Source organism: Kitasatospora aureofaciens (genome assembly GCF_001188955.3).
Lineage (GTDB): Bacteria > Actinomycetota > Actinomycetes > Streptomycetales > Streptomycetaceae > Kitasatospora > Kitasatospora aureofaciens.
Map to the genome: position 1 here is coordinate 1 of NZ_JPRF03000013.1, position 26325 is coordinate 26325.

A 26325-nucleotide genomic window follows, 5' to 3' on the forward strand; every position below is an offset into this window, starting at 1 on the left:
GTTCGACTTGCATGTGTTAAGCACGCCGCCAGCGTTCGTCCTGAGCCAGGATCAAACTCTCCGTGAATGTTTACCCGTAATCGGGTCCACACCCGCGTTGAGCGGCACGGCAACCACCGGAATAGGGTGATCCCGCGCACTGCGTCCTCGCTAGTGTTTGTTTCAAAAGGAATCTCCAACCCCAATCGCAATGACCGAGGCCGGGGATGTCAACATATCTGGCGTTGACTTTTGGCACGCTGTTGAGTTCTCAAGGAACGGACGCTTCCTTCAGGCCGCCTTCCAGCGAGCCCTCCGGGCGCTTCGTTCTTTCGTGTTTCCAGCTTACCAGATGTTTTCCGCTCCGTTTTCCGGAGTTTCATTCATCGGATTCGCTTTTCCGCTTTGGCACCCCGGTCTCCCGCGGCGACTCCGGAACTGTACGGGTACCGACCCGCCACATGCAAATCGTCCCGCCCTGCTGGCGCAGGACGGGACGATCGGCTGGTGGAACAGCGTCAGGCGCGGCCCATCTCCTCGGCGATGGCCGCCGCGAAGGCGTCGATGTCGGCCTCCGTGGTGTCGTACGAACACATCCAGCGCACCTCACCGGTGTGCTCGTTCCAGAAGTAGAAGCGGTAACGCTTCTGCAGCCGCTCGCTCACCTCGCGCGGGAGGATCGCGAACACCGCGTTGGCCTGGACCGGGCGGACGACCTCGACGCCGTCGATCTTCCGGACCGCCGCCTCCAGCCGGCTGGCCATCGCGTTGGCGTGGCCGGCGTTGCGCAGGTAGAGGTCCCCCGCGAGCAGGGCCTCGAACTGGACGGAGACGAAGCGCATCTTCGACGCGAGCTGCATCGAGGTCTTGCGCAGGTACTTGATGTTGCGCACCCGCTCCGGGTTGAGCACCACCACGACCTCGCCGAGCAGCAGGCCGTTCTTCGTGCCGCCGAAGGACAGCACGTCGACGCCGAGGTCCGTCGTGAAGGCCCGCATCGGCTGGCCGAGCGAGGCGGCCGCGTTCGCCAGTCGCGAGCCGTCCATGTGGACCAGCATGCCGAGCTGGTGAGCGTGATCGACGACCGCGCGGATCTCGTCGATCGTGTAGAGGGTGCCGAGCTCGGTGCTCTGGGTGATGGAGACCGCGAGCGGCTGCGCGCGGTGCTCGTCACCGAAGCCGAAGGCCTGGCGGTCGAGCAGCTCGGGGGTGAGCTTGCCGTCCGGGGTGGAGACGGTGTGCAGCTTGATGCCGCCCATCTTCTCCGGGGCGCCGCCCTCGTCCACGTGGATGTGGGCGGTGTCGGCGCAGACCACGGCGCCCCAGCGGGGCAGCAGCGCCTGGAGGGCGACCACGTTGGCGCCGGTGCCGTTGAACACCGGGTAGGCCTCGGCCTTGTCGCCGAAGTGGCGGCGGAAGACGTCCTGGAGGTGCGCCGTGTAGTCGTCCTCGCCGTAGGAGATCTGGTGGCCTCCGTTGGCCAGGGTGATCGCGGCGAGGACCTCGGGGTGCACGCCGGCGTAGTTGTCGCTGGCGAAGCCGCGGACGGCGGGGTCGTGCCGCCGTACCGCGTCCGTACGGGTGAGGTCGGTCATCGGGCTGTCAGCCACAGGTGCTGTCCGTTCAGTTCTGCTGCGGGGCGGTCCCAGAGGTCCGCCAGGTGTCCGGCGAGGTCGGCGGTGTCGGTGAAGCCGGCGAACTTCGCCTCCGGCTTCTCGGCCCGCATCTCGGGGCTGACCAGCGCCTTGATGACCAGGATCGCAGCCGCCGCCGTGGGCTCGCCGTCCGGGGAGGTGGTCTCCTTCTTGAAGGAGTCGGCCATGGCGAGGGTCCAGGCCTCGGTGGCGGCCTTGGCGGCCGCGTAGGCGGCGCCGCCGGCGGTGGGCTTGTGCGCGGCCGAGGCGGAGACCATGGCGTAGCGGCCGGCCAGGCTGCGGACCAGCGCGGGCTGGAAGGCCAGCGAGGTGTGCTGGAGGGTGCGCACGACGGTGTCGTGCAGGAAGTCCCAGTCGTCCAGGCGGGTGTCGAAGAAGGTCTTGCTGCCGCGCCAGCCGCCGACCAGGTGGAACAGGCCGTCGACGTGGCCGTGCTCCGCCTCCAGGTGGTCGGCCCAGTCGTGGACCTCCTGCGGGTCGAGCAGGTCGATCACCTGGCCGCTCACCTTGGCTCCGCGCACCGCGACGCGGGTGGCGTCCAGGGCGGACTCCAGGCGCTGGGCGTCGATGTCGGCGCCGATCACGGTCGCGCCGTCGGCGGTGAGGCGGCGCAGCACCGCCTGGCCGGCCGGGCCGCTGGCTCCGGCGACGGCGATGACCTTGCCGGCCAGCTTGGTGGAGGGGGTGGTGGTGGTCACGCGGCGACTCCCTGGATACCGGCGCCGGTGATGCCGGCGGTGGCGGCGATGACGCCGCGGAGCTTCTTGGACAGGGCCTCGTAGAACATGCTCAGCGGGAACTCGTCCGGGAGCACGGCGTCGCACAGCGCCTTGTTCAGGGCCTTGCCGTCGGTGATGTCGAGCGGGAGTGCCTCCGGGCCCTTGGCCCAGGTGGAGGCCGGATGCGGGGTGAGGTAGCGGGAGACCAGCTCGTAGGCGGCGATCCAGTGAGCCGGCTTGGGCCGGTCGATGCCGTCGCGGTACAGGGTCTCGATCTCGCCGCAGAGCGCGTTGGTGACCTGCGGGGCGCGGTCCCAGTCGATGGTCAGGCGGTTGTCGCGCCAGCGCAGGGCGTCGTGCTTGTGCAGGTACGCGAAGAGCAGCTGGCCGCCGAGGCCGTCGTAGTTGCGGACGCGGTCGCCGCTGACCGGGAACCGGAACAGGCGGTCGAAGAGGATCGCGTACTGGACGTCGCGGGCGTGCGGGTTGCCCTCGGCCTCCAGCTTCACCGCCTCCTTGAAGGTGGTGAGGTCGCAGCGGAGCTCCTCCAGGCCGTACATCCAGAACGGGCTGCGCTGCTTGATCATGAAGGGGTCGAACGGCAGGTCGCCGTGGCTGTGGGTGCGGTCGTGGACGAGGTCCCACAGGACGAAGGTCTCCTGCGCGCGGTGCTGGTCCTTGAGCAGGCCCTCGGCGTCGGCCGGGATCTCCAGGCCGAGCTGGTCGATGGCGCTGGTGGAGACCGCGCGGAAGCGGGCGGCCTCGCGGTCGCAGAAGATGCCGCCCCAGGTGAAACGTTCCGGCGCCTTGCGCACGGCGACCGTCTCGGGGAAGAGGACGGCGGAGTTGGTGTCGTAGCCCGCCGTGAAGTCCGTGAAGGTGATCGGCACGAACATCGGGTTGTCGAAGCGGGTGCGCTCCAGCTCGTCCAGCCACTCGGGCCACACCACGCTCAGCAGGACCGCTTCGAGGTTGCGGTCCGGGTTGCCGTTCTGGGTGTACATCGGGAAGACGACCAGGTGCTCCAGACCGTCCTCCCGCTGCTCGGCGGGCTGGAAGGCGAGCAGGGAGTCCAGGAAGTCGGGCTCGCGGTAGCCGGTGTCGGCCCACTTGGCGAGGTCTGCGTCGACGGCGGCCAGGTAGGCGGCGTCGTGCGGGAAGTTCGGGGCGAGCTCCTCGACGGAGGCCCGGACGGTGGCGACCAGCGGGTCGACGGTCTGCCGCTGGACGGCGGACAGGTCGATCGAGCCGTCCTTGGACTGCAGCGGGCGCAGCCTCTCGACGGCCTCCTTCAGGCGCAGCCACGCCGGGTGGGCGGCGAGGGTCGAGACCGGGGCGTCGGCCGCCGCTGCGAGCCTTGGCGAAAGATTCTGCATCGTGGACTCACTTCGACAGGAGTTATTTCAACGAGGACACCATAAGTACGAAAGGTTCTCCCGTTCAAGGGGGTCTGGACCGACAAACATCCGGCGTGCCGCCGTTCCGGCCCCAAAACCTGCGTCGGAACAGCGCTTGTCCGACATGTGGACGGTGTCCTGGATGCTCTGGACAGATGCGCGGGTCTGATGCGAACCTCCCCGCATGCTCCCGACGGTGATCACGGTGGCCGAGCGCCACGACAGCCCGCTCCGGGTGCCCTCCCGTCAGCAGGCCTGTTGTCGTTGCCGCTGCCGCCCGCACGGCCGCTGTCGCCGCTGTCGTTGACCCGACCGCCGCGGCCCTCGACCCGGCCGCGGCTCACCGGCTGCCGCTGATCCGGCTCGGGGCGCCGCGGACGCGGGCCCGTACGCCGACCATGCCGTGTGTGTTCCGGCGCCGCCACCGGGGGAAGTGACCCGCCGGGAAGCGGCCCGTCCGGCCCGTGCCGTCGCCGCCTGCCCGGCCCCTCCCCGTTACCCGTCCGGCCCTTCCCTGGAGTCCTGCCATGAGCCTGCGCAAGCCGTCCGCCGTCCTGCCCCTCGCCGCGCTGGTGGTGGCCGCCGCCGCGCTCACGGGGTGCGCGCCGCAGGACGCCAAGTCCGACGGGGCCGCCGCGTCCGGCGCCTCGGGGTCGGCCCGTACCGCGGCGGGCTGCGCGCCGGGCGCACTGGCCACGCGGACCGCCGGAAAGCTGACCATCGGCACCGACAAGCCGGCGTACGACCCGTGGTTCTCCGGGGACGAGCCGGCGAACGGCAAGGGCTTCGAGTCGGCGGTGGCGTACGCCGTGGCGGAGAAGCTGGGATACCCGAAGGACAAGGTCGGCTGGGTGGTCGCGCCGTTCGGCAAGGCCACCGCGCCGGGGGCCAAGGACTTCGACTTCGACATCAACCAGGTGTCCATCAGCGACGAGCGCCGGCAGGCAGTGGACTTCTCCTCCGGTTACTACTCCGTGCGCCAGGCCGTCATCGCGCTGAAGGGCTCCAAGGCCGCGGGTGCGAAGAGCATCGCCGACCTCAAGGACGCCAAGCTCGGCGCGCAGATCGGCAGCACGAGCCTGGACACCATCACCAACGCCATCAAGCCCAGCGGACAGCCGGCCGTGTTCGACTCCAACGACCTGGCGAAGGCTGCGCTGAAGAACGGTCAGGTCGAGGCGCTCGTGGTCGACCTGCCGACGGCCTTCTACATCACCGGCGCCGAGGTGCCGGAGGCTCAGGTGGTGGGGCAGTTCGAATCGGCCGCGCAGGGCGAGCAGTTCGGCCTGGTGCTGGACAAGGGCTCCCGGCTGACGTCGTGCGTGTCCGGGGCGGTGGACGCGCTGCGCGCGGACGGGACGCTGGAGAAGCTGGAGAAGCAGTGGCTGTCGGACGCCGTCTCGGCACCGGTGCTGAAGTGACCGGGGAGGCGGGCGCGGCCGGGCCGGTCGAGGTCGCGAAGGAGCCGGTGGGGCCGGAGGGCCCGAAGCGCGCGAAGGACCCGACGGGGGCGACCGAGCCCACGGGGGTGGAGGCCTTCGCGACTCGGGCGGAGCAGGACGGGTACCGCCCGTCCGAGCGGCGGTTGGCACACGAGGCGTACCGGCGCTCCCGCGCCCGCCGCTCGGCGCTGATCGCCACCGCCTCGACCGTGCTGACGGCGGTCGCGCTGTACCTGCTGGTCGTCAACTCCCCCGGCTGGGAGGTGACCCGGCGGACCTTCTTCAACCTGGACTACGCCCGCCAGGCACTGCCCGAGGTTCTGCGGGGGCTGCGGCTCAACCTGGAGCTGATGCTCGGCTGCGGGGTGCTGATCCTGGTGTTCGGGCTGCTGCTCGCGGTACTGCGGACGCTGCGCGGGCCGGTGTTCCTGCCGGTGCGGCTGCTGGCCACCGCCTACGTGGACTTCTTCCTCGGGCTGCCGATGATCATCTGCCTGCTGGTGATGATCACCGGGGTGCCGGCGCTGCGGCTCACCGGGGTGACCACCGATCCGCTGCTGCTCGGCGGGGCGGCGCTGGTGCTGACGTACTCGGCGTACGTGTCGGAGGTGTTCCGCTCGGGCATCGAGTCGGTGCACCCGAGCCAGCGGGCGGCGGCGCGGTCGCTGGGGCTGACCAACGCCCAGGCGATGAGGTACGTGGTGCTGCCGCAGGCGGTCCGGCGGGTGGTGCCGCCGCTGATCAACAACCTGGTGAGCCTGCAGAAGGACACCGGGCTCGTCTCGATCGGCGGCGCGATCGACGCGGTGTACGCGGCGAAGATCATCGCGGCGCACTCCTTCAACTTCACGCCGTACCTGCTGGCGGGGCTGGTGTTCATCGTGCTGACCATTCCGCTGACCCGGTTCGCCGACTGGCTGACCGGGCGGATGAACCGTCGGCAGCTGCAGGGAGGTGCGGTGTGAGCGGGACCGACGTGCTCCGGCTGGAGTCGGTGCGCAAGACCTTCGGCAGCCAGGTGGTGCTGCGCGACGTGGACCTCGCCGTGCCCGAGCACTCGGTGACGGCGCTGATCGGGGCGTCCGGCTCCGGGAAGTCCACGCTGATGCGGTGCGTCAACCTGCTGGAGGGGATCGACGACGGGGCGATCTTCCTGGACGGCTCGGAGATCACCGACCCGCGCGCGGACGTGGACGCCGTGCGGCGCCGGATCGGGGTGGTGTTCCAGTCGTACAACCTGTTCCCGCACATGACGGTGCTGGAGAACATCACGCTCGCGCCGCGCCGGGTGCACGGCGTCGGACGGGCGGAGGCCGAGGCCAGGGCGCTGGAACTGTTGGACCGGCTCGGGCTGGCGGCCAAGGCCAAGGAGTACCCGGACCGGCTCTCCGGCGGGCAACAGCAGCGCGTCGCCATCGTGCGCGCGCTGGCGACCGGGCCCCGCCTGCTGCTGCTCGACGAGATCACGGCGGCGCTCGACCCGGTGCTGGTCGGGGAGGTGCTGATGGTCGTGCGGGACCTCAAGGAGCAGGGGATGACGATGGTCCTCTCCACCCATGAGATGGGCTTCGCCCGCGAGGTCGCCGACCGGGTCTGCTTCCTGGACGGCGGGGTGGTGCTCGAACAGGGACCGCCGGAGCAGGTCTTCGGCGATCCGCAGGAGGAGCGGACCCGGCAGTTCCTCAGCCGGGTCGTGGCCTCCGGGCGGCTCCAGGGCTGAGCGGCGTCCCCTGTTCTCGATTGACCGCTCACGATGCACGGCTCACGCTCACGGCTCACGGCTCACAGCTCACCGGCGGGTGGTGCGAGGTGGGCCGCACCACGGCGGTCACCACTGTGCGCCCCTGCACGCGCCCTGGCCGCGGCAGGGGCGTAGCGGTGATCGTGGAGGGGACGATCGTCGCCGTGGCGGAGGGACGACGGGGGAACGGAGGACGGCGCACAGCTGACAGCTGACAGATGACGGATTTCAATTTCTGTTCTCTGTTATCTGTCATCTGTCTTCTGTCAGCTGTTAGCCGCCCGTCGTTCGCCGCCCGCCACCCCCGGGAGGCCGCCGTTGCACGGACCCACCCTGGTCAACTGGCTCCTCGCCCTCCTCACCGCCACCGCCGGCGCCTACTGCCTGACCCGCCTGCGGCACGCCCCCTGCGCCACCGCCGCCCCGGGCACCGGCCCGACCAACCCGCCACTTGCCCGTGAATCGGACGCCGCGGAAGCCCTGATGGGGCTCGGCATGGCGGCGATGGCCGTCACCGGCGCCACCGTCCCGGCCGCCGTCTGGGCCTGTCTGTTCGGCCTCCCGGCCGCCGCCTTCCTGCTCGCCGCCCTGCACGCGCCCGCCGGCCGGGCGCACCGGCTGCACCACGCGGTCGGCGCGCTCGCCATGACGTACATGGCCCTCGCGATGACCGCCTCCCCCGGCGGACACCACCACGCCACCGCCCTCGGTACCCCTCTACTGACGGGTACCCTGCTGCTCTACTTCGGCGGCTACTCCCTGTGGGCCGGTGCCCGGCTGCTGCGGACCCCGGCCGGCACCCTCGTGCTCGGCACCACCGGTCTGCCCCGGGCCTGCCGACTGACCATGGGCATCGGCATGTTCGCCATGCTCCTGACGATGTAGCCCCTCCGGTACGGGCCCCGCCCGCACCCCCGCTACGCCCACGCCCGCACCCCACCCCGGCCACTCCCCCACGACCACCGAAGCCCCGCCGGGGCCCACCAAAGCCCGCTCCCCCGCGTGGCGTTGGTCACTGGCCGGTCGAAAGCCGTTCCACCGGACGCCGCCAGCGCATAGGTTGGCAGGGAGCGCGTTGTCGCGTTCCGTGCGTACTCGGGGAGCCCATGCGATGACTGCCCTGATCGGCCTGCTGCTGCTCGGCCTGCTGCTCTCCACCGTGGTGCCCCGGCTGCTGGCCCGGGCCCGCTGGGTGGAGCGCGAACCGGTACTGGCCCTGCTGGTGTGGCAGTGCATCGTGGTGGCCGTCCTGCTGTGCTGCGCACTGGGCCTGCTCCTCGCCGCCTCCGCCGCCGAGCCCGAGCTGCGCGCCTGGGTGTTCTCCGGCGCCCCGCACGGCGTGGAGGACGCCTACGGTCTCCAGGACGCCGAGGGCTGGGGCCGGCTGTGCGCCGCGGTCCTGGCGGCGGGCGCGCTCCAGACGGTGCGGGCACTCACCCGCGAGGTCCGTACGGCCAAGGCTCTGCGCAACCGCCGGCACGCCCAACTGGCGACCCGGGCGCCCGAGTTGCCCGAGGCGATCGAGTCCGCCCGGAGCCGCCGGGAGCGGCTGGTGGTGCTGGAGAACGTCCGCCCCGAGGCCTGGTCGCTGCCCGGCCCGAACTCCCGTCTGGTGGTCACCACCGGCGCCCTCCAGCAGCTCACCGACCGGGAGTTGGCGGCCGTGCTGAGCCACGAGCGAGGACACGTCCGGGCCCGGCACCACTGGCTCCAGCAGTTCGCCCAGGCACTCGCCTCCGGTTTTCCCGGCATCGGCGTCTTCCGCGCCTTCCGGGACCAGGTGGCGGAGCTGGTCGAGCTGGCCGCCGACGACCGGGCCGCCCGCCGACACGGCCGGCACACCACCGCCCTCGCGCTGGCTGAACTCAACCTGGACCGCGGGGTGTTCGGCTCCTGTCCGCCCGGCCTGGCGCAGTCCCCGAAGCGGGTGGACCGACTGCTCGCGGGGCGCCCCCGGCTGTCCGTCCCGCAGCGGCTGCGACTCACCGCCGTCGCCCTGGCCGCACCCGTCGGGGCCGTCCTGCTGGCCGTCGCCCCGGGGCTCCACTCGCTCCTCTGACGAATGTCACGGTTCAACCAGCAACAGCGGCATAGCGGTTGAGCCGAAGTCAGCCGCTCGCCGGATCCCCGCAGAGCGGAGCGAACCGCCCGCCGAGCGTCAGCCCGAGCACCGCACGGTGGAGCGGCCGGGCCTGCTCGTAGCGCTCCCGCCCGGCCTCGGTCAGGGCGATCATGATCCCCCGCCGGTCGCTCGGACACATCTCCCGGGTCACCAGTCCGGCCTTCTCCAGGCGGGCGATCAGCCGGGACAGCGCGCTCTGGCTCAGATGGACGATGGATGCCAGCTCGCTCGCCCGCAGGGCGTGCCGGGCCTCGGCCTCACACCCCTCCACCAGCCGTTCCAGCACCTCGAACTCGCTCATGCCCAGCCCGTACTTCTCGCCGAGCTCACGGTCGAGCGCGCAGACGGCCGCGGCATGGCGGGCCAGCAGCTCGCGCCATTCCGCGATGAGACCGGCCTCCGCCGAGGCTTCGAGGGAGTCGAGTTCAGCCACGCCGCCAGACTAGCACGTGCATCGTAAACTTATGCGTTCACATCTTATTCATGTGCATTGAATGCGTGTGCATGTACTCTCCTTCCCATGACCACCGCGACCGTCACGTCACCCGACGCCCCGTCAACCAGCGGCCTGCACTGGACACCCCGCCTCTGGGGCACCCTCGTCGTGCTCTGCGCCGCCATGTTCCTGGACGCCCTGGACGTCTCGATGGTGGGCGTGGCCCTCCCCTCCATCGGCTCCGAACTGCACCTCTCGACCTCCACCCTGCAGTGGGTGGTCTCCGGCTACGTGCTCGGCTACGGCGGCCTGCTGCTGCTCGGCGGACGCGCCGCCGACCTGCTCGGCCGCCGCCGGGTCTTCCTGGTCGCCCTCAGCGCCTTCGCCGCCGCCTCGCTGGTCGGCGGCCTGGTCAACGACGGCGGCCTGCTGATCGCGGCCCGCTTCCTCAAGGGCGTCGGCGCCGCCTTCACCGCCCCGGCCGGTCTGTCCATCATCACCACGACCTTCGCCGAGGGCCCCGCCCGCAACCGGGCGCTGTCGATCTACACCACCTGCGGCGCCAGCGGCTTCTCGCTCGGACTGGTGCTCAGTGGCCTGCTCACCTCGGTCGGCTGGCGCTGGACCTTCCTGATGCCCGTCCCGGTCGCGCTGCTCGCCGTGGTGCTCGCCGTGCGCCTGCTCCCCCGCCCGGTCGAGGAGCCCGCCGAGGGCGGCTACGACGTGCTCGGCGCGATCACCGGCACCGCGACCGTCCTGCTCCTGGTGTTCACCGTGACCGAGGCCCAGGGCGCCGGCTGGCTGAGCCTGCGCACCCTCGGTTCGCTGGTCGTGGTCGCCGCGCTGGCCGCCGCGTTCCTGCTGGTCGAGAGCCGAACCGCCCACCCGCTGGTCCGGCTCGGCATCTTCCGCAAGGGCTCGGTGGCGCGGGCCAACGTGGTCGCCTTCACGATGACCGGCGCGTACGGCGGCTTCCAGTTCGTCGTCACGCTCTACCTGCAGCACCTGCTCGGCTGGTCGGCCCTGCAGATGGCCCTCGGACTGCTGCCGGCCGGCGCCTTCATCGCCCTGTCCGCGCCGTTCATGGGCCCGATCGTGGACCGCTTCGGCACCGCCCGGCTGCTGCCGGTCGGCCTACTGGCCCTGGCCGGCGCCTTCGCCCTGTTCCTGCGCCTGGACGAGCACAGCTCGTACCCGGTCCTGGTGCTGCCGTCGATGCTGCTGCTCGGCGTGGGCTTCGCCCTGGCCTTCCCCTCGGTGAACATCGCCGCCACCGACGGAGTGGCCGACGAGGAGCAGGGACTGGCCTCCGGTCTGGTGAACACCGCGATCCAGGTCGGCACGGCCGTGGTGCTGGCCGGGGCGACGGCGATGATCACCGCCGGGAGTGCGGGCGGCGACAGTGCCCGAGCCCAGTTGGACGGCTACCGGCCGGCCCTGGTCCTGGTCACCGCGGTCGCGCTGGTCGGGCTGCTCGTCGCCTCGGTGGGTGCCCTGGTGGACCGACGCCGGAGTTCAGCTCCCATGTCGGTGCCGGATTATGATTATCCGTCTGCCGGGTCGCCCGTGGCCCGGACCGAAGTCCTGACCGAGCACTGACCCACTGGCCCCCACCCACGGTCGACCCCTGACCGCCGGGTACCGGTGCCGGCTCCACCAAACCCCCGTGTTGGTGGAGCCGGCCGTCTCTGTACGGGCCGCCCGGGCGGCGCCCGCAAGGGCACGGTTCCACGGTGCGGCTGCCGGCTCCGCAAGTATATTGGCCCGGAGCCAACGAACGTTCGGAGCAGTCACGATGGCACCTCGCGGGGATTCGGTCAATGAGGAGATGCGGCAACGCTCCCGTCGCCGCATCATGCGAGCCACCATCGATCTCGTTGACCAGCGCGGTTACGCGGGCACCACGCTGACCGACATCGCCGAGCGGGCCGGACTCGCCCGCGGCCTGCTCTCGTACTACTTCGACGGCAAACGACTGCTGATGCAGTCCGCCACGCACCGGATGATGCACCAGGCGCTCTCCGGCGCACTGGCCGAACTGCCGCCGGGCGCCTCCCCCGAGGCCAGGCTGGCCCGCGCGATCGACACCGTCCTCGGCCTGGCCATGGACCACCCCCGGGTGATGCGCTCCCACCTGGCGCTGATCCTCGACCCGGACACCGGCGCCTTCGTCCAGGACCCGGAGCAGCAGCAGGTCGGCGCGATCCTGCAGGGCCTGCTGGAGGACTGGGGCGCGCCGGATCCGGTCGCCGAGCACGGGGTGCTGCGCAGTGCGCTGATGGGCGGCTGCATCGGGGTGCTGCTGCCGGGCGCGGAGGTCCCGTTGGCGCCGATCCGGGCCGACCTGTTCGGCCGCTACGGCCTCGCCTGGGAGTTGGGCCGCCCGCCGCAGCCGCTGCCGCCGGAACGCGAACGGCCGCCGACCCGCGGTTGACGGCGGGTCGGCCGGCCTTCGAAGGACGATCTGCTACCGAACGTCTCCCGGGCCCCGCCCGGGGTCGCTCAGCGCTCCTTCAGGATCGAGGCGAGCAGGTCTATCGTGCGCTCGGGCGTGAGGCTGTCCACGCAGAGCCGCTCCATGACCTGGACGTATGCGTCGACATCGTCCCGCTTGTCCAGGTAGAGCGCGCTGGTGAGCTGCTCCAGGTAGACCACGTCCGCGAGGTCCTGCTCCGGGAAGCGCAGGATCGTGAACGCCCCGGACTCGCCGGCGTGCGCGCCGAAGCGGAACGGCATGACCTGGATGACCACGTTGGCCTGCTCGGCGACGTCGATCAGGTACTGCACCTGACCGCGCATCACCTTGGGACCGCCGACCGGCCGGCGCAGCGCCGCCTCGTCGATGACCGCCCACAGCCGCGGGCTGGCGCCCTCGGTCAGCAGCTTCTGGCGGCGCAGGCGGAGGCTGACCCGCCGCTCGACCTCCTCCTCGCTGATGACCGGCCGACTCTGGCCGAAAACCGCCCGCGCGTACTCCTCGGACTGCAGCAGTCCGGGGATGAACTGCACCTCGTAGGTGCGGATCAGCTGGGCGGCCTCCTCCAGACCGACGTATGTCTGGAACCAGCCCGGCAGCACGTCGTTGAAACTGTGCCACCAGCCGGACTTGTTGGCCTCGCGGACCAGGCCGAGCAGGGCCTCCCGCTCCAGGCCGTCGTCGACGCCGTAGAGGCTGAGCAGGTCCGCGACGTCGCGCTCCTTGAAGCTGACCCGGCCGAGCTCCATGCGACTGATCTTGGACTCGGACGCGCGGATCGCGTAGCCCGCGTCCTCACGGGTGATCCCGCGCGCCTCGCGCAGGCGGCGCAGCTTGCGAGCCGAGGAGGATCCGGCGGACCATCGAGCCGCCGCCCGGCTGAACTGTGGTCATGCGGTCGAAACCTCCACCTAGGGCAAACAGCGCACAGTCTGCCATCAGTTGAGCGCTCACGGTGCCGATACTGACGGATGTTCCTATCAGTTCTGCACTCCGCACACCAGGATGCACGTGCATCCGGCGCTTGCATATGCCAATAGTGCGACTGCACGTGAATCGACTCTTGCATCTGCAGTGAGCGCACACCACCATGGTGCACGTGCACCTGCACATCCCTGGCAATCCCGCGGGCTCCGCGTCGACCCCACGCGCGACTCCGTGCACCGGCCCGACGGCGTCCCCCGCGTCATCGGGCGTTCGAGTGCGCGCGCGCGTGGTCGAGGGGGCGGCCGAGCGGCCGAGCGAGTCGGAGGTGACCGGCATGACCCCGGCGGGTCCAGCCGTGTCCGCCCCCTTATGGGAGGAGCTCTTCATGAGCACCGGTACGGCTTTGGCGGTTGACCCCCTTGTGGTCACCTGTACGCTCGCTCCTCGCTTCGAAGCCGTGAGAACCGCGCGCGACTTCGCCCGGACCGCTCTTCAGCGCTGGTGCCTGATGGAGCTGTTCGACGACGTCGCGCTGGTGGCCTCGGAACTCGTGACCAACGCGCTCCGGCATGCGGTCGGCGCACGGCCCGACCCGTCGGGCGGCGCCCCGGGCGAGTACGACTTTCCCACACAACCGTCCCCGGAGGGACGGCTGCCGATCCGAATAAGCCTGGTGCACCGCGCGCCCCAGGTGGTCTGCGCGGTGAGCGACCCGAGCAGCACCGGCCCGGTGGCTCGGGAGGCGGACTTCGTCGCCGAGTCCGGCCGCGGACTGCACCTGGTGGAGTCGTTCAGCCGCTCCTGGGGCTGGCATCCGTTGGGCAGCGGCAAGGTGGTCTGGGCCGTGTTCGAGGCGGAGCCGGCCGGCGCCAGCAGGCTCGACGGCCACGCGTTGGACGGGCTGGGCGGACGAGTCGAAATCGGTGGACGGCACCGGCGCTCGGCCTAGCGCCGCACGGCGCACGGCCGACCGCGGGACGACCCGGGTGGACCACGCCCCGAGCTCTTCAGCCAGGCCCCCGTGCCGGACCGGACCGCAGCCCCGGCACCGGTTACCCGCACCGGCAACTCCGGCCTCGCCGACAGCTCCGGCTCCGGAGACGGCGGGCCGCCCGCAGGAGCGTCCCCGGCACCCCCGGCGGCCCTCGCCGCACGGTCCACCACGGGACCGGACGGAACGGGGAAGGGAACACGGCCGGACAAAGACAAAGGCCGTCGTGGTGTCAGCACCCACGACGGCCCCCCGATGGTGGAGCAGCGGCCGGTCAGACCGCCAGGTGGTCGAACTCCCCGTCCTTGGCCCCCAGCAGCAGGGCGGCGATCTCCGCCCGGGTGTAGATGAGCGCCGGGCCGTCCGGGAAGCGCGAGTTGCGCATCGCGACGTCGCCGCCCGGCAGGGCCGCGAACTCGACGCAGTTGCCCTGGGAGTTGCTGTGCCGGCTCTTCTGCCAGACCACCCCCCTGAGGTCGGCGGCGGCCATCCCGTTGTATGTGTGGTTCGAGCCGTGCGTGTTCTGCGAGTCGTGCATAGAAGTCTCCCGAAGAGCTCCGGAGTTGTCGTCCAGCGCGGCGCCCCCGGCACCCGCCGAATGAACGGACCGGCCCCGTACCGGCCCGGCACAACGCCTCACTTGACGCGATGATAGCTGCAGTGCACGTGCATCAGCACGGGACATTGCAGGTGCACGGTGCCTTTTGTCGGTCGCGCCGAACTCTTCACGGACCCTTCTCCTGACGGTACGTAAACGGACATAGCCGATGGAATCGTCGGCTCTTCCATAACCGGCCGTGAGCGGCCCCCCGCTAAATGTTGATCTTCGAATGCCGGGAGTCGCACCGCTGTGACCCTCCGTCAGGCCACCTCCCGGCTGTGAGACATCTCACGCGCCCCGGATGCAACGCGCCGCCCCTCGGGACGCGTCAGGGCAACTGTGTGCGCCCGCGGGGGCACTGCGCGAGGAATGTCCGGATTGTAGGCAAATCGCCCGGACCGGTGCGGCGGCGACACGGCCTCCGCACCACGACCACCCGAAACCCGTACGGCAGCCGACTGCAGGCCCGACGGGCCGATGTCCTACGATCTCCGGCATGAGCACCGCAGCCATCCCGGGCGCGCCACTGCCCGTCCGCACTCCAGGCTCCCGTGCGCGGGGGCGCCACCGCCGCCCCGAGCGCCCCGAGATCCGCACCGGCTCGCCGGCCCTGGTGCTCGCCGTTCCCGCGACCGCGGGGCCCGAGTCCCGTTCGGTCGTCGAGGAGCTGCTGTCGATCGTCCGCAGCGAACACGCCGGCGTCCAGGCCGCGGTCGGCTACCTCCCGGCCGACGGCGCCGAGGACGGCGGATCCGAGGACCGCACCGTGGCGGAGCTGCTGGCGGCCGCCGCCGAGGCCGGACTGCCGACGCCCGTCGTGGTGCCGCTGGTGCCCGGTCCGCACGACTTCCTGACCGGGCTTCACGCCCTCGCCGCGGAGTACGGCGCGACCGTCACCGACGCGCTGGGCCCGCACCCGCTGCTCGCCGAGGCCGTCCACGTGCGACTGTCCGAGGCCGGACTGGCCCGGGCCGACCGGGCCCGGCTGTTCGCCATCGCGACCGCCGCCGACGGCGTCGTGCTGACCACCGTCGGTGGTGAGGACGCGGCCGCCGCGGCGGGCATCACCGGCGTGCTGCTGGCGGCCCGGCTGGCCGTGCCGGTCGTCGCCGCGGCGCTCGACGTGCCCGGCTCCGTCGCCGGGGCCGTCAACCACCTCAAGGAGACCGGCTCCCAGCGCCCGGCGCTGGCCCCGCTCGTCATCGGCCCGGAGGCGGACTCCGAGCTGCTCGCCACGGCCGCCGAGGAGACCGGCTGCCCGTCGGCGGCGCCGCTGGGCGCGTACCCGACGGTCGGCCAGCTGATCGCCTCCACCTACCTCGCCGCGCTGCCGACGCCGTCGGCGGAGGAGCTGGCCGAGGCCGAGGCGGAGGCCGCCGCCACCGTGGGGGCCGGCGAGGGCTCCCGACGCGCCCACGCGGCCACTGAGGGGCCCGTGGAGGACTGACGGGCCCACCCACCCCCTGTCGCGCCCACCCACACCACCGAAGGACCCGGAACGACTGTGTTCCGGGTCCTTCGCGCTTGTTCGGATTGCCCCGCTGGGGCATTAAGCGGCCATTGCCAGCAATGTCCGTTCTGGTGCAATTTGTCGATGAATAGTCGGCGCATCGAGGGGCGCTCGAATTCCCGGCACCCCCCGATCCGACAGGCACGCCCCCCTCCCGCTCCAACGCTCCGTCACATCACTCCTGAGGCGTAGCCAGTTTTCGGAATTCCTCGCGGGATTGCCGATGAACGATCATTTCCGATCATGAAATGCGAGCCATTCGGCCTTTTTCCGTAAACCGTGATGCGCATCACAGATATTTGCAGTTTGAACTTAAGTCTGCTTAACGTGCTCCCCGTTCGTGACCACACGGACCCAGTTCATCCGCGACGCCGAGTCCTGCCGTCGGATGTCCTGGCAGCGCGAAAACGCATCACGGCAGGAGCGGGGGAACCACAGGTAAGTCGCCCCGGACCGCTTCCCGGAAACGGTCCTGGGCTAGGGGTGAAGCCGTGCCACAGCGCGGCCGGGCAACTCCAGCCCGAATCCGACAGCTCACCTCGCAGGCGTGGGAGAGGACCGCGTCTTCATGCTGCCTTCCAACGGCAACCGCCTGTCCAGCCGTACCCGTCGCGTGATCGCCGCCCTCGGCGTCGTGGGCGTCGGCCTCACCGTTCCCTGCCTCACCACCGGCACCGCCAACGCCGCCTCCGTCGCCACCTGGGACAAGGTCGCCCAGTGCGAGAGCGGCGGCAACTGGAGCATCAACACCGGCAACGGCTTCTACGGCGGCCTGCAGTTCACCTCCAGCACCTGGGCCGCCTTCGGCGGCACCTCCTTCGCCCCGCAGGCCAACCTCGCCACCAAGGACCAGCAGATCGCCGTCGCCGAGAAGGTCCTCGCCTCCCAGGGCCCCGGCGCCTGGCCGGTCTGTTCGGTCCAGGCCGGTCTGACCCAGGGCGGCGCCGCGGCCGCCGTCGACACCTCGACGGCCGCCAAGCCCGCCGCCAAGCCGGCCCCGAGCCAGGCCCCGGCCGCGAAGCCCGCCGTGCCGTCCGCGCCCGCCCAGGCCTCCGGTGACTCCGCCTCGGCCTCCGCCGCCAAGTCCGCCACCAGCGGCTGGGCGAAGCAGCGTCCGGCGCAGACCCAGGCCGGCGACTACACCGTCGTCGAGGGCGACTGGCTGTCCTCGATCGCCGAGAAGCACAACGTCCAGGGCGGCTGGCAGCACCTGTACGAGCTCAACCGCGGCACCCTCACCGAGGGCCCGGACACCATCTACCCGGGCCAGCAGCTGACCCTGGGTGACGGCACCCCTGCCCAGGCCGACCGGTCCTCCACCGCCACCAAGTCCGGCTCGGACTTCACCTGGTTCGACCGCTCGCAGAAGTCCGGCCAGGCCTCGAACGGCGGTGCCGTGAACGCCAAGCCGACCGCCCGGACCACGGCCCCCGCCTCGAAGCCGGCCGCCCAGGCGCAGACCAAGGCCCCGGCCGCCACCGGCAGCATGGCCGCCGCCGTCTCCTTCGCCGAGTCGAAGGTCGGCCAGGCGTACGTCTACGGCGGCACCGGCAACGGCGGTTGGGACTGCTCCGGCCTGACCCAGGCCGCGCTGCGCGCCGCGGGCATCAACATCCCGCGGGTCGCCGCCGACCAGGCCGCCGCCAGCACCCACGTGTCGCTGGACAGCCTGCAGCCGGGCGACCTGCTCTTCTGGTCGAACAACGGTCAGAACTCCGGCGTCTACCACGTCGCCATCTACGTCGGCGGCGGCCAGTACGTCGAGGCCGCCAACCCGAGCGTGGGCGTCCGCCTCCAGACCATCGCCAACTGGGCCCCGGACTTCGCCGGCCGGGTCTGAGCGCCGCGAACACCGAACAGACGGCAGATGACGGCTGACGGCTGACGGCTGACCGCCCCGGGGAGAGTCCGAGCGCTCCTCCCCGGGGCTTCGGCGTACCCGCGCGATCGACGCGATGCTGCTCTCCGCGGCCAGAACCCCCGGACGCCGCCGAACTGGTACCGCGCGACCACCGGGCACGCGCACGCCGACGGGCCCCGGAGAGCAACCGCCCTCCGGGGCCCGTCAGTTGGTACCTACGGCCGCGGCTCAGCGCGCACAGGCCCCCGTGGAGCCCCGCATCACCAGCTCCGGCTGGAACATGAACTCCCCGCGCTGGGCGGCGTTCCCGCCGACCTCCTCCAGCAGCGCGTCCACCGCCGCCGTCGCCATCGCCTCGACCGGCTGGCGGATCGTGGTCAACGGCGGCTCGGTGAAGGCGATCAGCGGCGAGTCGTCGAAGCCGACCACCGACACGTCGTGCGGCACCGACAGCCCGCGCTGCCGCACCGCCCGGATCGCCCCGAGCGCCATCATGTCGCTCCCGCAGACGATCGCCGTGCAGCCCTTGTCGAGCAGCGCGCCGGCTGCCGCGTGCCCGCCCTCCACGCTGAACAGCGTGTGGTGGACGAGGCCTTCCGCCTCCTCCTGCCCCAGCCCGAGCACCTCTCGCATCGCCGCCGTGAAGCCCTCGATCTTGCGCAGCACCGGCACGTACCGCCGCTGCCCGACCGCCAGGCCGATCCGCTCGTGCCCGAGTTCGGCCAGGTGCTGGACGGCCATCCACATCGCGGACCGGTCGTCCGGCGAGATGAACGGCGCGTCGATCTTCTCGCTGAAGCCGTTGATCAGCACGAACGGCACCCCGCGCCCGGCCAGCCGGGCGTAGCGGTCGTGGTCGGCCGTGGAGTCGGCGTGCAGCCCGGAGACGAAGACGATGCCCGCCACGCCCCGGTCGACCAGCATCTCGACCAGTTCGTCCTCGGTGGACCCGCCCGGGGTCTGGGTGCACAGCACCGGCGTGAAGCCGTGCCGGCTGAGCACCTGCTCGATCACCTGCGCCAGCGCGGGGAAGATCGGGTTGCTCAGCTCCGGCGTGATCAGCCCGATCAGCCCGGCACTGCGCTGGCGCAGCCGGGTCGGCCGCTCGTAGCCGAGCACGTCCAGCGCCGCCAGGACGGTCTGCCTGGTGGCGGCGGAGACGTTCGCCTTGCCGTTGAGCACGCGGGAGACGGTGGCTTCGCTGACCCCCGCCTGTGCCGCGATGTCTGAGAGTCGCGCCGTAGTCACGGTCCCAGAGCCTATTGCAACCACGTCAGACCGCCCACCAGCCGGTGGCGTCCGGAGCGAGCACCGTCTCGCCGCCGTCCACCACGAGTTCGGTCGAGGCGAGCAGCAGCCGGCCCGGGGCGGGGATCCGCACCGGCTCGCCGGTGGTGTTCACCGTGCAGGCGAAGGAGCCGCGCCGGAAGACGAGGGTGCCCTCGGGGCTGTCCAGCCACTCGACCTCGGTGCCGGCGCCGAGGTCGGGCTGTGCCCGTCGGACGGCCAGCGCGCTGCGGTAGAGCTCCAGGGTGGAGGACGGGTCGCCGGTCTGCGCCTCGACGCTCAGTTCGGCCCACTCGGCCGGCTGCGGCAGCCAGGACGGCCCGCCCGCGACCGGCCCGAAGCCGTACGGGGCCTCGGTGCCGGACCACGGGATCGGGACGCGGCAGCCGTCGCGGTAGCCGTCCTGGCCGGCCTGGCGGAAGAAGGACGGGTCCTGGCGGACCTCGTCCGGCAGGTCCGTGACGTCCGGCAGGCCGAGCTCCTCGCCCTGGTAGACGTACGCGGAGCCGGGCAGCGCGAGCATCAGCAGGGTGGCGGCACGGGCGCGGCGCAGGCCGAGCTCGCGGTCGCCGGGGGTGCGGATCTGGGTGCCGAGGCCGGGCTCGTTGGCGAAGCGGGTGGCGTGCCGGGTGACGTCGTGGTTGGACAGCACCCAGGTGGTGGGGGCGTCGACCGGACGCATCGAGTCGAGCGAGAGGTCGATCACCTCCCGCAGCGCGGCGGCGTCCCAGTCGGTGCCCAGGTACTGGAAGTTGAAGGCCTGGTGCAGCTCGTCGGGGCGGACGTAGTTCGCGGTGCGCTGGACGGTCGGGGTCCAGGCCTCGGCGACGCCGATCCGCTGGCCCGGGTACTCGTCGAGGATCCGGCGCCAGCTGCGGTAGATCTCGTGCACGCCGTCCTGGTCGAAGAACGGCATGACGTCGTTGCCGAGCAGCTTGAGCTGGTCGGCGCCGCCGAGGTCGGGCAGGCCGGGGGCCTTGACCAGGCCGTGGGCGACGTCGATGCGGAAGCCGTCCACGCCCATGTCCAGCCAGAACCGCAGGATCGAGCGGAACTCGTCGGCGACCGCCGGGTTCTCCCAGTTGAAGTCGGGCTGCTCCGGGGCGAACAGGTGCAGGTACCAGTCGCCGGGGGTGCCGTCAGGGTTCTCGGTGCGGGTCCAGGCGGGGCCGCCGAAGATGGACTCCCAGTCGTTGGGCGGCAGTTCGCCCTGCTCACCCTTGCCGGGGCGGAAGTGGTACCGCTCGCGCAGCGGGGAGCCGGGGCCCTCGCGCAGGGCGCGCTGGAACCACTCGTGCTGGTCCGACGAGTGGTTGGGGACGAGGTCGACGATGATCCGCAGGCCCAGCTGGTGGGCGTCGCGGATCAGCGCGTCGGCGTCCAACAGGGTGCCGAACATCGGGTCCACGGCGCGGTAGTCGGCGACGTCGTACCCGGCGTCGGCCTGCGGCGAGGCGTAGAAGGGGGAGAGCCAGACGGCGTCCACGCCGAGGTCGCGCAGGTACGGCAGGCGGCTGCGGATGCCGGGCAGGTCGCCCATGCCGTCGCCGTTGGAGTCGGCGAAGCTGCGCGGGTACACCTGGTAGATGACCGCGTCCCGCCACCAGCCTCTGGACGCGCCGCCAGTCACAGGAGCCAGCGGGGCCGCCTCGTGAGCGGTGTCGGCGGCAGGCCGGGAGGTGTCGGCCAGGTTCTGGGTCATGGACGGAATCCCTTGGGGACTAGAGGAGCGAGGAGCGCTGAGGGGTGCGGGAGCGTTACGACTTGGAGGCACCGGCGGTCAGGCCGGTGACCAGGTGGCGCTGCACCAGGTAGAAGAAGGCCGCGGACGGGATCGCGATCAGCACCGCCGTGGCAGCCATCAGGTTCCACTGGGCGTCGTGCTCGCTGACGAAGCTCTGCAGGCCGACGGCCAGCGTGTACTTGTCGGAGCTGAGCATGAAGGTGGAGGCGAACGGCACCTCGGCCCAGTAGGTGAGGAAGGAGTAGAAGGCGGCAACCGCCAGGCCCGGGCGGGCGAGCGGCAGCACCAGCCGCCAGAAGGTGCCGAAGGGGCTGAGCCCGTCGACCCGGCCGGCCTCGTCGATCTCCACCGGGATGGTGTCGAAGTAGCCCTTCAGCAGCCAGGCGCAGTACGGCACGGTGGTGGTCGAGTACACCAGGATCAGGCCGGTGTAGCTGTCCAGCAGCCCGAGTTCGGAGAGCATCGTGTACATCGGCACGATCAGCACCGCGATCGGGAACATCTGGGTGACCAGCAGCGACCACATCAGCGGCTTGTGCCCGGGGAACTTCATCCGGGAGACGGCGTAGCCGGTGGTGGCGGCCAGCAGCACGCCGAACACGGTGGTGACGCCGGAGACCAGCAGGGCGTTGCCGAACCAGGTGAAGAAGTCGGTGTCGGCCAGCACGTGCTGGTAGTTCGACAGCGTGAGCTTGCCGAAGATCTGGCCCGGGTGGAGGTAGTCGGTCTTGTCCGGTCCGAGCGAGACGAAGAGGATCCAGCCGACCGGGAACAGCGCGATCAGGCTGGCCAGGATCAGGACGCCGTGGGACAGCGCCTTGGACAGCGGGCTGCTCTCGCCGCGCGGCCGGAACTTGGCCGGCCGGGCGGCCGGGACCGCGGTCGCCGCGGCGGCGGGGCGTTCGGTGGTGGTGCTCATCGGGTTACCTGCCTTCGTGGGTCAACTGGGTCCGGGGCCTCAGCCGTTGGCCTGCTCGTTGCGGGCGAGCCAGCGCCGGTAGAAGGCGGTGAAGACGATCAGGATGGACAGCAGGATCACGCCGTACGAGGCGGACTGCGCGAAGTCCTGGGGGATCTGGCCGAAGGCGAGGCGGTAGGCCCAGGTGACCAGCAGCTGGGCGTCGGGCGCGCCCTTGCCGAACAGCAGGAAGATGACGTTGAACTGGTTGAACGTCCAGATCACGCCGAGCAGCACGACGGTGGAGGAGACGCTGCGCAGCCCGGGCAGGGTGATGTGGCGGAACTGCTGCCAGCGGGTGGCGCCGTCCATCTCGGCGGCCTCGTACAGCTCGGCCGGGATCGACTGCAGGCCGCCGAGCAGCGAGATCATCATGAACGGCACGCCGGCCCAGGTGTTGACCAGGATCGCGGCCGCCTTCTGCGCCCACGGGTCGGTGAGCCAGCCGGGCTCGGGCAGGTGCAGGCCCGACAGCACGGTGTTGACGACGCCGCCGTCGGAGAGCATCAGGCGCCAGGAGAAGACTGTGACGAAGGTCGGTACGGCCCACGGGAGGATGAGCAGCATCCGGTAGGCGGCGCGTCCGCGCAGCTTCTTGTTGAGCAGGACGGCGAGGCCGAGGCCGAGGGTGTAGTGCAGGCAGACGCAGATGACCGTCCAGGCGATGGTCCACACGAAGTGGGACCAGAACCGGTCGTACGAGCCGGGGCCCCAGAGGATGTCGGCGTAGTTGTGGAAGCCGATGTACTGGTAGCTGGCCGGGATCTCGTTGACGCCGATGTGGCGGGCGACGTTGAGGCTGTTGGCGTCGGTGAGGGTCAGCCAGATGCCCTGGACGAGCGGGTAGAACACCAGGACGCCGAGCACCAGCACGACCGGGGCGATCATCGCGTAGGCGTACCAGTGCCTGGCGTAGGAGCGCTTGAGGCGTTCCAGCAGGCCCGGACGCTGATCGCGCTCCCGGCTGCCCTTGCCGGTGGCGCCCTGCACGGCGACTGACATCGTTTGCACCTTCTCGGGGGGAAGTCTCGGGGGAGCCGACGGCCCGGCCCGCCGGTGTCGGCGGGCCGGGCTGCGGGGACTACTTGGCGAAGCCCGGCAGGAGCTTGGCGTAGTCCGTGGCCACGGTGTTCAGCGCGTCCTGGGTGCTGGTGCCCTGGACGGCCTTGCCCAGGTTGGTGCCGAGCGAGTCGAACAGCGAGCCGTACTCGGGCAGTTCGGGGCGCGGCTTGGCGCTGCCGAGGATGGCCTGGAAGCCGGCGATGCCCGGGTCGGCCTTGACGTCGGCGGTGTAGGCGTCGGAGCGGGTCGGCAGGGTGGAGTTCTTCTGCGCGATGAAGGCCTGGCTCTCGGCCGAGGTCATGAAGGCGGCGAACTTCTCGGCGGCGGCCTTGTGGGCCTTGTCGGCACCTGCGTAGACGGCGATGTTGTGGCCGCCGGTGGGGGCACCGGCCTTGCCGCCGGAGCCGGCCGGGACGGGGGCGATGCCGAGGTTCTTCTTGTCGGCGAAGGCGGAGCCCTTGTAGATGTTGGTGATCTCCCAGGGGCCCTGGATGATCGCCGCGACCTTGCCGCTGTTGAAGGCGTCCATCATGTGGGCGTAGGCGTCGGTGGTGACGTCGGCCTTGGCCGTGCCGGGCGAGGTGAACATCGACTTGTAGGTCTCGATGCCCTTGACGGCCTCGGGCGAGGTGATGGTGATCTTCTTGTTGGCGGCGTCGACGGTGTCGGTGCCCTCGCCGAACAGGAACGGCATCGCGTAGTAGCCGTCGGCGGCCTTCAGCCAGAAGCCGTCGACGCCCGCCTTGTCCTTGATGGTGGCGGCGTCGGTCTTCAGCTCGTCCCAGGTCTTGGGGGCGTCGGTGATGCCGGCCTTGGCGAACAGGTCCTTGTTGTAGAGGAAGCCGAGGGTGTCGGTGACCAGCGGGACGCCGTACAGCTTGCCGTCGTACTTGGCCTGCTGGATCAGGCTGGGCTGGAAGGCGGAGGTGTCGGCGGCGGCCGGGGTGCCGTCCAGCGGCTCCAGGAAGCCGGCCTTGGCGAAGGCGGCGGTCCAGCCGACGTCGGAGCGGAACACGTCCGGTGCGCCCTTGGCCCCCATGGCCGTCTGCAGCTTGTTCTGGGCCTGGTCGAACGGCACGTTGACGAAGTTGACCTTGATGTTCGGGTTGGCCGCCTCGAACTTCTTGGCCAGTTCCTGGTAGTTCGGAGCCTCGTTGGTGGCGTTCGACGTGTCCCAGTACGTGAGGGTGACCGGGCCGTCGGCCTTGCTGTCCGAGCCGGAGCCGCCACTGCTGCCACAGGCAGCCATCGAGACCGCGAGGGCCACAACGAGGGCAGAGGCCGCGATGCCACGCCGCATGAGAACTCCTTGGGAGGGTGGGGGTGCCCGAGATGTTCGGAGACAGGCGCATAATGGCTGCCTCGTGCCGACCGCACCGTTGCTGCCGTCGGGCTCGGAAGGAAGTTAACAGCGGCGCAACAGTGACGGAAAGTCCTTGCAGCAAGTTTCTGCAAGAAACGGCGATCGTTACTCCCGCGTGTCCTGGACGTGGCCGTGCGGTAGTTGACAGTGCGGTGCAATGTCCGACTTCGTCCGTTTCCACCCCGGTGCGGGGTGGCCGACGCGACCACCCTGGGTGGCCGAAAGGCGCTTGCAGCAGACTGGACGGATGCGCATCAGAGCCGTCACCGAGGACGAACTGCCCCTGCTGGGCGAACTGGAGCGGGCCGCCGGGGCCCCCTTCGCCGAGATCGGGATGCCGGAGATCGCCGAGGACGAACCCCCCGCCCCGCAGGAGCTGGCCCGCTACCTGGAGCACGGCACCGCGCTGGTCGCCGAGGCCCCCGACGGAACCGTCGCCGGCTACCTGCTGGCCGAGCCGGTGGACGGCGCACTGCACGTCGAACAGGTCTCGGTCCACCCCGACCACGCGCGCCGGGGCATCGGCCGGGCGCTGATCGAGCACCTCGCCGAGGGCACCGACGCCCCCGCGCTCACCCTGACCACCTTCGCGGACGTCCCGTGGAACGCCCCCTACTACGCCCGCTGCGGATTCCGCCCGCTGGCCGACGCCGAGCTCACCCCCGGCCTGCGCGAGATCCGCCGCAAGGAGGCCGAGCACGGCCTCGACCGCTGGCCCCGGCTCTGCATGCGGCGGGACCTCGTCCGACGGGTCAGCTGACCCCCAGCCGCAGAACGGTGGTCGAGCGGAACTCCTCCTCCGGCCGCAGCTCCGTGCTCGGGAAGGCCGGGTGGTGCGGGGAGTCCGGGAAGTGCTGGGTCTCCAGCGCGATCCCGGCGAACGGCCCGTACGGGACCCCGCTCGCTCCGGTGACCGCGCCCTGGAACTTGTTCGCCGTGTAGACCTGGAGGCCCGGCTCGGTGGTCAGCACCTCCAGGGTGCGGCCGCTGACCGGGTCCTCCAGCAGCGCCGCCCGCGCCGGGCCGCCGCTCGCCGGGCGGGCGCGCAGCGCCCAGTTGTGGTCGTAGCCGCCCGGGCCGGCCAGCTGCGGGTGGTCGTCGTGCAGCGACTTGCCGATCGGGGTGGCCACGGTGAAGTCGAAGGGCGTGCCGGCCACCGGCTCGGTCCGCCCGTACGGGATCTGCCGCTCGTCGGCCGGGGTGTACTCGTCGGCGTCCAGGGTGAGCAGGTGGCCCAGGACGTCACCGCTGCCCTCACCCGCGAGGTTGAAGTAGGCGTGGTTGGTCAGGTTGACGACGGTCGGCTTGTTGGTGACGGCCCGGTAGTCGATCACCAGCTCGCCGCCCGCCCCCGGGGCGTACGACAGGGTGTAGGAGACGGTGACGTCCAGCGCGCCCGGGAAGCCCTGGTCGCCGTCCGGGCTGTGCAGCCGCAGCAGCACCCCGCCCTCGACCGGCTCGGCCGCCCACATCCGCTGAGCGAAGCCGTCCGGGCCGCCGTGGATGGTCATCCCGCCGCCGGTCGGGGCCAGCGGGTGGTTCTGGCCGTCGATGGTGACGCTGGAACCGTCGATCCGGTTGGCGTACCGGCCGACCACCGTGCCGTAGTGCCGCGCGGGGCCCAGGATCTGCGCCAACTCGTCGGTGGAAAGCAGCAGTTGGGCCGTACGACCGGACCGGTCCGGCCCGCTGAGGGTGTGCAGGGTGGCACCGAGGGTGAGCACGCTCGCCTCGTACGGACCGGCCGTCAGCGTCCAGCGCTGGATCGCCGCGCCCGCACCCGAGGGGTCGAGGGGTTCTCGGCGCACCGTGGTGGCCTCGCTCGGCATGGCCTGCTCCTCACTGGCGGCGGCAGTGCGCCACTTCCGCCCGGTCCCGGTCCGTCCAGGGAGCGTAGCGGCGGCCCCCGTGGTGTCCGTCAGCCTAGCGAGGGCGGCGCCCGCGGGGGCGCTTCCACGCCTCCGCGCGCCGCCCGAACGCTACCGGCCGCCGAACGCCAACGGCCGCCCGCCCCTCACGGCCGCTGCCCTGCTGCCCTCGGCGGGCCGTCTCGC

At 71.2% G+C, this 26325-nt stretch carries 22 protein-coding genes, 1 rRNA gene, 1 pseudogene and 1 riboswitch; of the genes and pseudogenes, 11 read left to right on the forward strand and 13 right to left on the reverse strand.

The features are described from left to right. The 4 genes from HS99_RS06045 to HS99_RS06060 all read right to left on the reverse strand — a co-directional run. Nucleotides 1-67, reverse strand: a 16S ribosomal RNA gene (locus HS99_RS06045); the annotation flags it as partial. Between the two features lie 430 nt (nt 68-497). Then, on the reverse strand, nt 498-1574 hold the full coding sequence (locus HS99_RS06050) for a threonine aldolase family protein (RefSeq protein WP_030281354.1): 1077 nt from the start codon (nt 1572-1574) through the stop codon (nt 498-500). Continuing rightward, nucleotides 1571-2332 (reverse strand): SDR family NAD(P)-dependent oxidoreductase, encoded by a 762-nt coding sequence (locus HS99_RS06055; RefSeq protein ID WP_030551538.1) that lies wholly within the window; start codon nt 2330-2332, stop codon nt 1571-1573. Before HS99_RS06055 ends, HS99_RS06050 begins: the two co-directional genes overlap by 4 nt. Next, entirely contained in the window at nt 2329-3729 is a 1401-nt protein-coding gene (locus HS99_RS06060) for a DUF6421 family protein (protein WP_030551536.1), read from the reverse strand. Before HS99_RS06060 ends, HS99_RS06055 begins: the two co-directional genes overlap by 4 nt. Before the next feature lie 548 nt (nt 3730-4277). Here HS99_RS06060 and HS99_RS06065 point away from each other — a divergent pair. The 5 genes from HS99_RS06065 (at nt 4278) to HS99_RS06085 (ending at nt 8992) form a co-directional block, all read left to right on the forward strand. Beyond that, nucleotides 4278-5171 carry an ABC transporter substrate-binding protein gene (locus HS99_RS06065; RefSeq protein WP_030551534.1) on the forward strand — a complete coding sequence of 298 codons (894 nt, stop codon included), beginning with the start codon at nt 4278-4280 and terminating at the stop codon, nt 5169-5171. Nucleotides 5172-5278: 107 nt separating this feature from the next. Continuing rightward, nucleotides 5279-6157, forward strand: a complete 879-nt coding sequence (locus tag HS99_RS06070) for an amino acid ABC transporter permease (RefSeq protein WP_030281347.1) — start codon at nt 5279-5281, stop codon at nt 6155-6157. Next, nucleotides 6154-6912, forward strand: coding sequence for an amino acid ABC transporter ATP-binding protein (locus HS99_RS06075; protein WP_030281345.1), 759 nt, complete (start codon nt 6154-6156; stop codon nt 6910-6912). Before HS99_RS06070 ends, HS99_RS06075 begins: the two co-directional genes overlap by 4 nt. 339 nt (nt 6913-7251) lie before the next feature. Continuing rightward, complete coding sequence (locus HS99_RS06080; RefSeq protein WP_030551532.1) at nt 7252-7818, forward strand: DUF5134 domain-containing protein; 567 nt, start codon at nt 7252-7254, stop codon at nt 7816-7818. A 226-nt stretch (nt 7819-8044) separates the two neighbouring features. Then, nucleotides 8045-8992, forward strand: coding sequence for a M56 family metallopeptidase (locus HS99_RS06085; RefSeq protein ID WP_030281341.1), 948 nt, complete (start codon nt 8045-8047; stop codon nt 8990-8992). Nucleotides 8993-9041: 49 nt separating this feature from the next. Here HS99_RS06085 and HS99_RS06090 read toward each other — a convergent pair whose 3' ends face one another. Further along, nucleotides 9042-9488: a MarR family winged helix-turn-helix transcriptional regulator gene (locus HS99_RS06090; RefSeq protein WP_046386823.1), complete on the reverse strand. Its 447-nt coding sequence runs from the start codon at nt 9486-9488 to the stop codon at nt 9042-9044. An 87-nt stretch (nt 9489-9575) separates the two neighbouring features. On the opposite strand from HS99_RS06090, the gene HS99_RS06095 reads away from it, so the two are divergent. Next, nucleotides 9576-11090 (forward strand): MFS transporter, encoded by a 1515-nt coding sequence (locus tag HS99_RS06095; protein WP_030551530.1) that lies wholly within the window; start codon nt 9576-9578, stop codon nt 11088-11090. Nucleotides 11091-11346: 256 nt separating this feature from the next. Further along, nucleotides 11347-11925, forward strand: coding sequence for a TetR/AcrR family transcriptional regulator (locus HS99_RS06100; RefSeq protein WP_223885907.1), 579 nt, complete (start codon nt 11347-11349; stop codon nt 11923-11925). Between the two features lie 68 nt (nt 11926-11993). On the opposite strand, the pseudogene HS99_RS06105 reads toward HS99_RS06100, so the two are convergent. Beyond that, nucleotides 11994-12831 (reverse strand): annotated as a pseudogene (locus HS99_RS06105) (Sco1979 family transcriptional regulator). A gap of 448 nt (nt 12832-13279) precedes the next feature. Between HS99_RS06105 and HS99_RS06110 the strand changes: the two are divergent. Next, on the forward strand, nt 13280-13843 hold the full coding sequence (locus HS99_RS06110; RefSeq protein ID WP_232543107.1) for an ATP-binding protein: 564 nt from the start codon (nt 13280-13282) through the stop codon (nt 13841-13843). A gap of 316 nt (nt 13844-14159) precedes the next feature. Here the strand turns inward: HS99_RS06110 and HS99_RS06115 are convergent, their stop codons facing one another. Further along, the gene (locus tag HS99_RS06115; protein WP_030281329.1) at nt 14160-14423 is read right to left on the reverse strand and encodes a DUF397 domain-containing protein; all 264 of its coding nucleotides are present in this window, start codon (nt 14421-14423) and stop codon (nt 14160-14162) included. Between the two features lie 559 nt (nt 14424-14982). Between HS99_RS06115 and HS99_RS06120 the strand changes: the two genes are divergently transcribed. Both HS99_RS06120 and HS99_RS47670 read left to right on the forward strand, forming a co-directional pair. After that, on the forward strand, nt 14983-15933 hold the full coding sequence (locus HS99_RS06120; protein WP_063737802.1) for a sirohydrochlorin chelatase family protein: 951 nt from the start codon (nt 14983-14985) through the stop codon (nt 15931-15933). Nucleotides 15934-16394: 461 nt separating this feature from the next. Next, nucleotides 16395-16557: riboswitch (cyclic di-AMP (ydaO/yuaA leader) on the forward strand. A gap of 7 nt (nt 16558-16564) precedes the next feature. Beyond that, entirely contained in the window at nt 16565-17836 is a 1272-nt protein-coding gene (locus HS99_RS47670; protein ID WP_050366428.1) for a transglycosylase family protein, read from the forward strand. A gap of 249 nt (nt 17837-18085) precedes the next feature. Here HS99_RS47670 and HS99_RS06130 read toward each other — a convergent pair whose 3' ends face one another. The 5 genes from HS99_RS06130 to HS99_RS06150 form a co-directional block, all read right to left on the reverse strand. Next, on the reverse strand, nt 18086-19105 hold the full coding sequence (locus HS99_RS06130) for a LacI family DNA-binding transcriptional regulator (RefSeq protein WP_191093550.1): 1020 nt from the start codon (nt 19103-19105) through the stop codon (nt 18086-18088). Nucleotides 19106-19130: 25 nt separating this feature from the next. Continuing rightward, nucleotides 19131-20846 carry a glycoside hydrolase family 13 protein gene (locus HS99_RS06135; protein ID WP_030551522.1) on the reverse strand — a complete coding sequence of 572 codons (1716 nt, stop codon included), beginning with the start codon at nt 20844-20846 and terminating at the stop codon, nt 19131-19133. A gap of 55 nt (nt 20847-20901) precedes the next feature. After that, complete coding sequence (locus HS99_RS06140; RefSeq protein ID WP_030281319.1) at nt 20902-21807, reverse strand: sugar ABC transporter permease; 906 nt, start codon at nt 21805-21807, stop codon at nt 20902-20904. 39 nt (nt 21808-21846) lie between these two features. Next, entirely contained in the window at nt 21847-22848 is a 1002-nt protein-coding gene (locus HS99_RS06145; protein ID WP_030281317.1) for a carbohydrate ABC transporter permease, read from the reverse strand. A gap of 79 nt (nt 22849-22927) precedes the next feature. Continuing rightward, complete coding sequence (locus tag HS99_RS06150) at nt 22928-24208, reverse strand: extracellular solute-binding protein (protein WP_030281315.1); 1281 nt, start codon at nt 24206-24208, stop codon at nt 22928-22930. 310 nt (nt 24209-24518) lie between these two features. Here HS99_RS06150 and HS99_RS06155 point away from each other — a divergent pair, with 310 nt between their 5' ends. Continuing rightward, a complete protein-coding gene (locus HS99_RS06155) occupies nt 24519-25031 on the forward strand; it encodes a GNAT family N-acetyltransferase (protein WP_030551520.1) in 513 nt (170 codons plus the stop codon). Here HS99_RS06155 and HS99_RS06160 read toward each other — a convergent pair. Continuing rightward, nucleotides 25024-26100 (reverse strand): aldose epimerase family protein, encoded by a 1077-nt coding sequence (locus tag HS99_RS06160; RefSeq protein ID WP_030281310.1) that lies wholly within the window; start codon nt 26098-26100, stop codon nt 25024-25026. The genes HS99_RS06155 and HS99_RS06160 overlap by 8 nt on opposite strands. Nucleotides 26101-26325: the final 225 nt, after the last annotated feature.

Excerpts from the sequence above, each read along its gene's own strand:
- HS99_RS06150 (WP_030281315.1), bottom strand. The coding sequence starts at position 24,208 with ATGCGGCGTGGCATCGCGGCCTCTGCCCTCGTTGTGGCCCTCGCGGTC.
- HS99_RS06065 (WP_030551534.1), top strand. The coding sequence starts at position 4,278 with ATGAGCCTGCGCAAGCCGTCCGCCGTCCTGCCCCTCGCCGCGCTGGTG.
- HS99_RS06135 (WP_030551522.1), bottom strand. The coding sequence starts at position 20,846 with ATGACCCAGAACCTGGCCGACACCTCCCGGCCTGCCGCCGACACCGCT.
- HS99_RS06100 (WP_223885907.1), top strand. The coding sequence starts at position 11,347 with ATGCGAGCCACCATCGATCTCGTTGACCAGCGCGGTTACGCGGGCACC.
- HS99_RS06095 (WP_030551530.1), top strand. The coding sequence starts at position 9,576 with ATGACCACCGCGACCGTCACGTCACCCGACGCCCCGTCAACCAGCGGC.
- HS99_RS06085 (WP_030281341.1), top strand. The coding sequence starts at position 8,045 with ATGACTGCCCTGATCGGCCTGCTGCTGCTCGGCCTGCTGCTCTCCACC.
- HS99_RS06145 (WP_030281317.1), bottom strand. The coding sequence starts at position 22,848 with ATGTCAGTCGCCGTGCAGGGCGCCACCGGCAAGGGCAGCCGGGAGCGC.
- HS99_RS06050 (WP_030281354.1), bottom strand. The coding sequence starts at position 1,574 with ATGACCGACCTCACCCGTACGGACGCGGTACGGCGGCACGACCCCGCC.
- HS99_RS06115 (WP_030281329.1), bottom strand. The coding sequence starts at position 14,423 with ATGCACGACTCGCAGAACACGCACGGCTCGAACCACACATACAACGGG.
- HS99_RS47670 (WP_050366428.1), top strand. The coding sequence starts at position 16,565 with ATGCTGCCTTCCAACGGCAACCGCCTGTCCAGCCGTACCCGTCGCGTG.
- HS99_RS06120 (WP_063737802.1), top strand. The coding sequence starts at position 14,983 with ATGAGCACCGCAGCCATCCCGGGCGCGCCACTGCCCGTCCGCACTCCA.
- HS99_RS06140 (WP_030281319.1), bottom strand. The coding sequence starts at position 21,807 with ATGAGCACCACCACCGAACGCCCCGCCGCCGCGGCGACCGCGGTCCCG.
- HS99_RS06060 (WP_030551536.1), bottom strand. The coding sequence starts at position 3,729 with ATGCAGAATCTTTCGCCAAGGCTCGCAGCGGCGGCCGACGCCCCGGTC.
- HS99_RS06155 (WP_030551520.1), top strand. The coding sequence starts at position 24,519 with ATGCGCATCAGAGCCGTCACCGAGGACGAACTGCCCCTGCTGGGCGAA.
- HS99_RS06160 (WP_030281310.1), bottom strand. The coding sequence starts at position 26,100 with ATGCCGAGCGAGGCCACCACGGTGCGCCGAGAACCCCTCGACCCCTCG.
- HS99_RS06110 (WP_232543107.1), top strand. The coding sequence starts at position 13,280 with ATGAGCACCGGTACGGCTTTGGCGGTTGACCCCCTTGTGGTCACCTGT.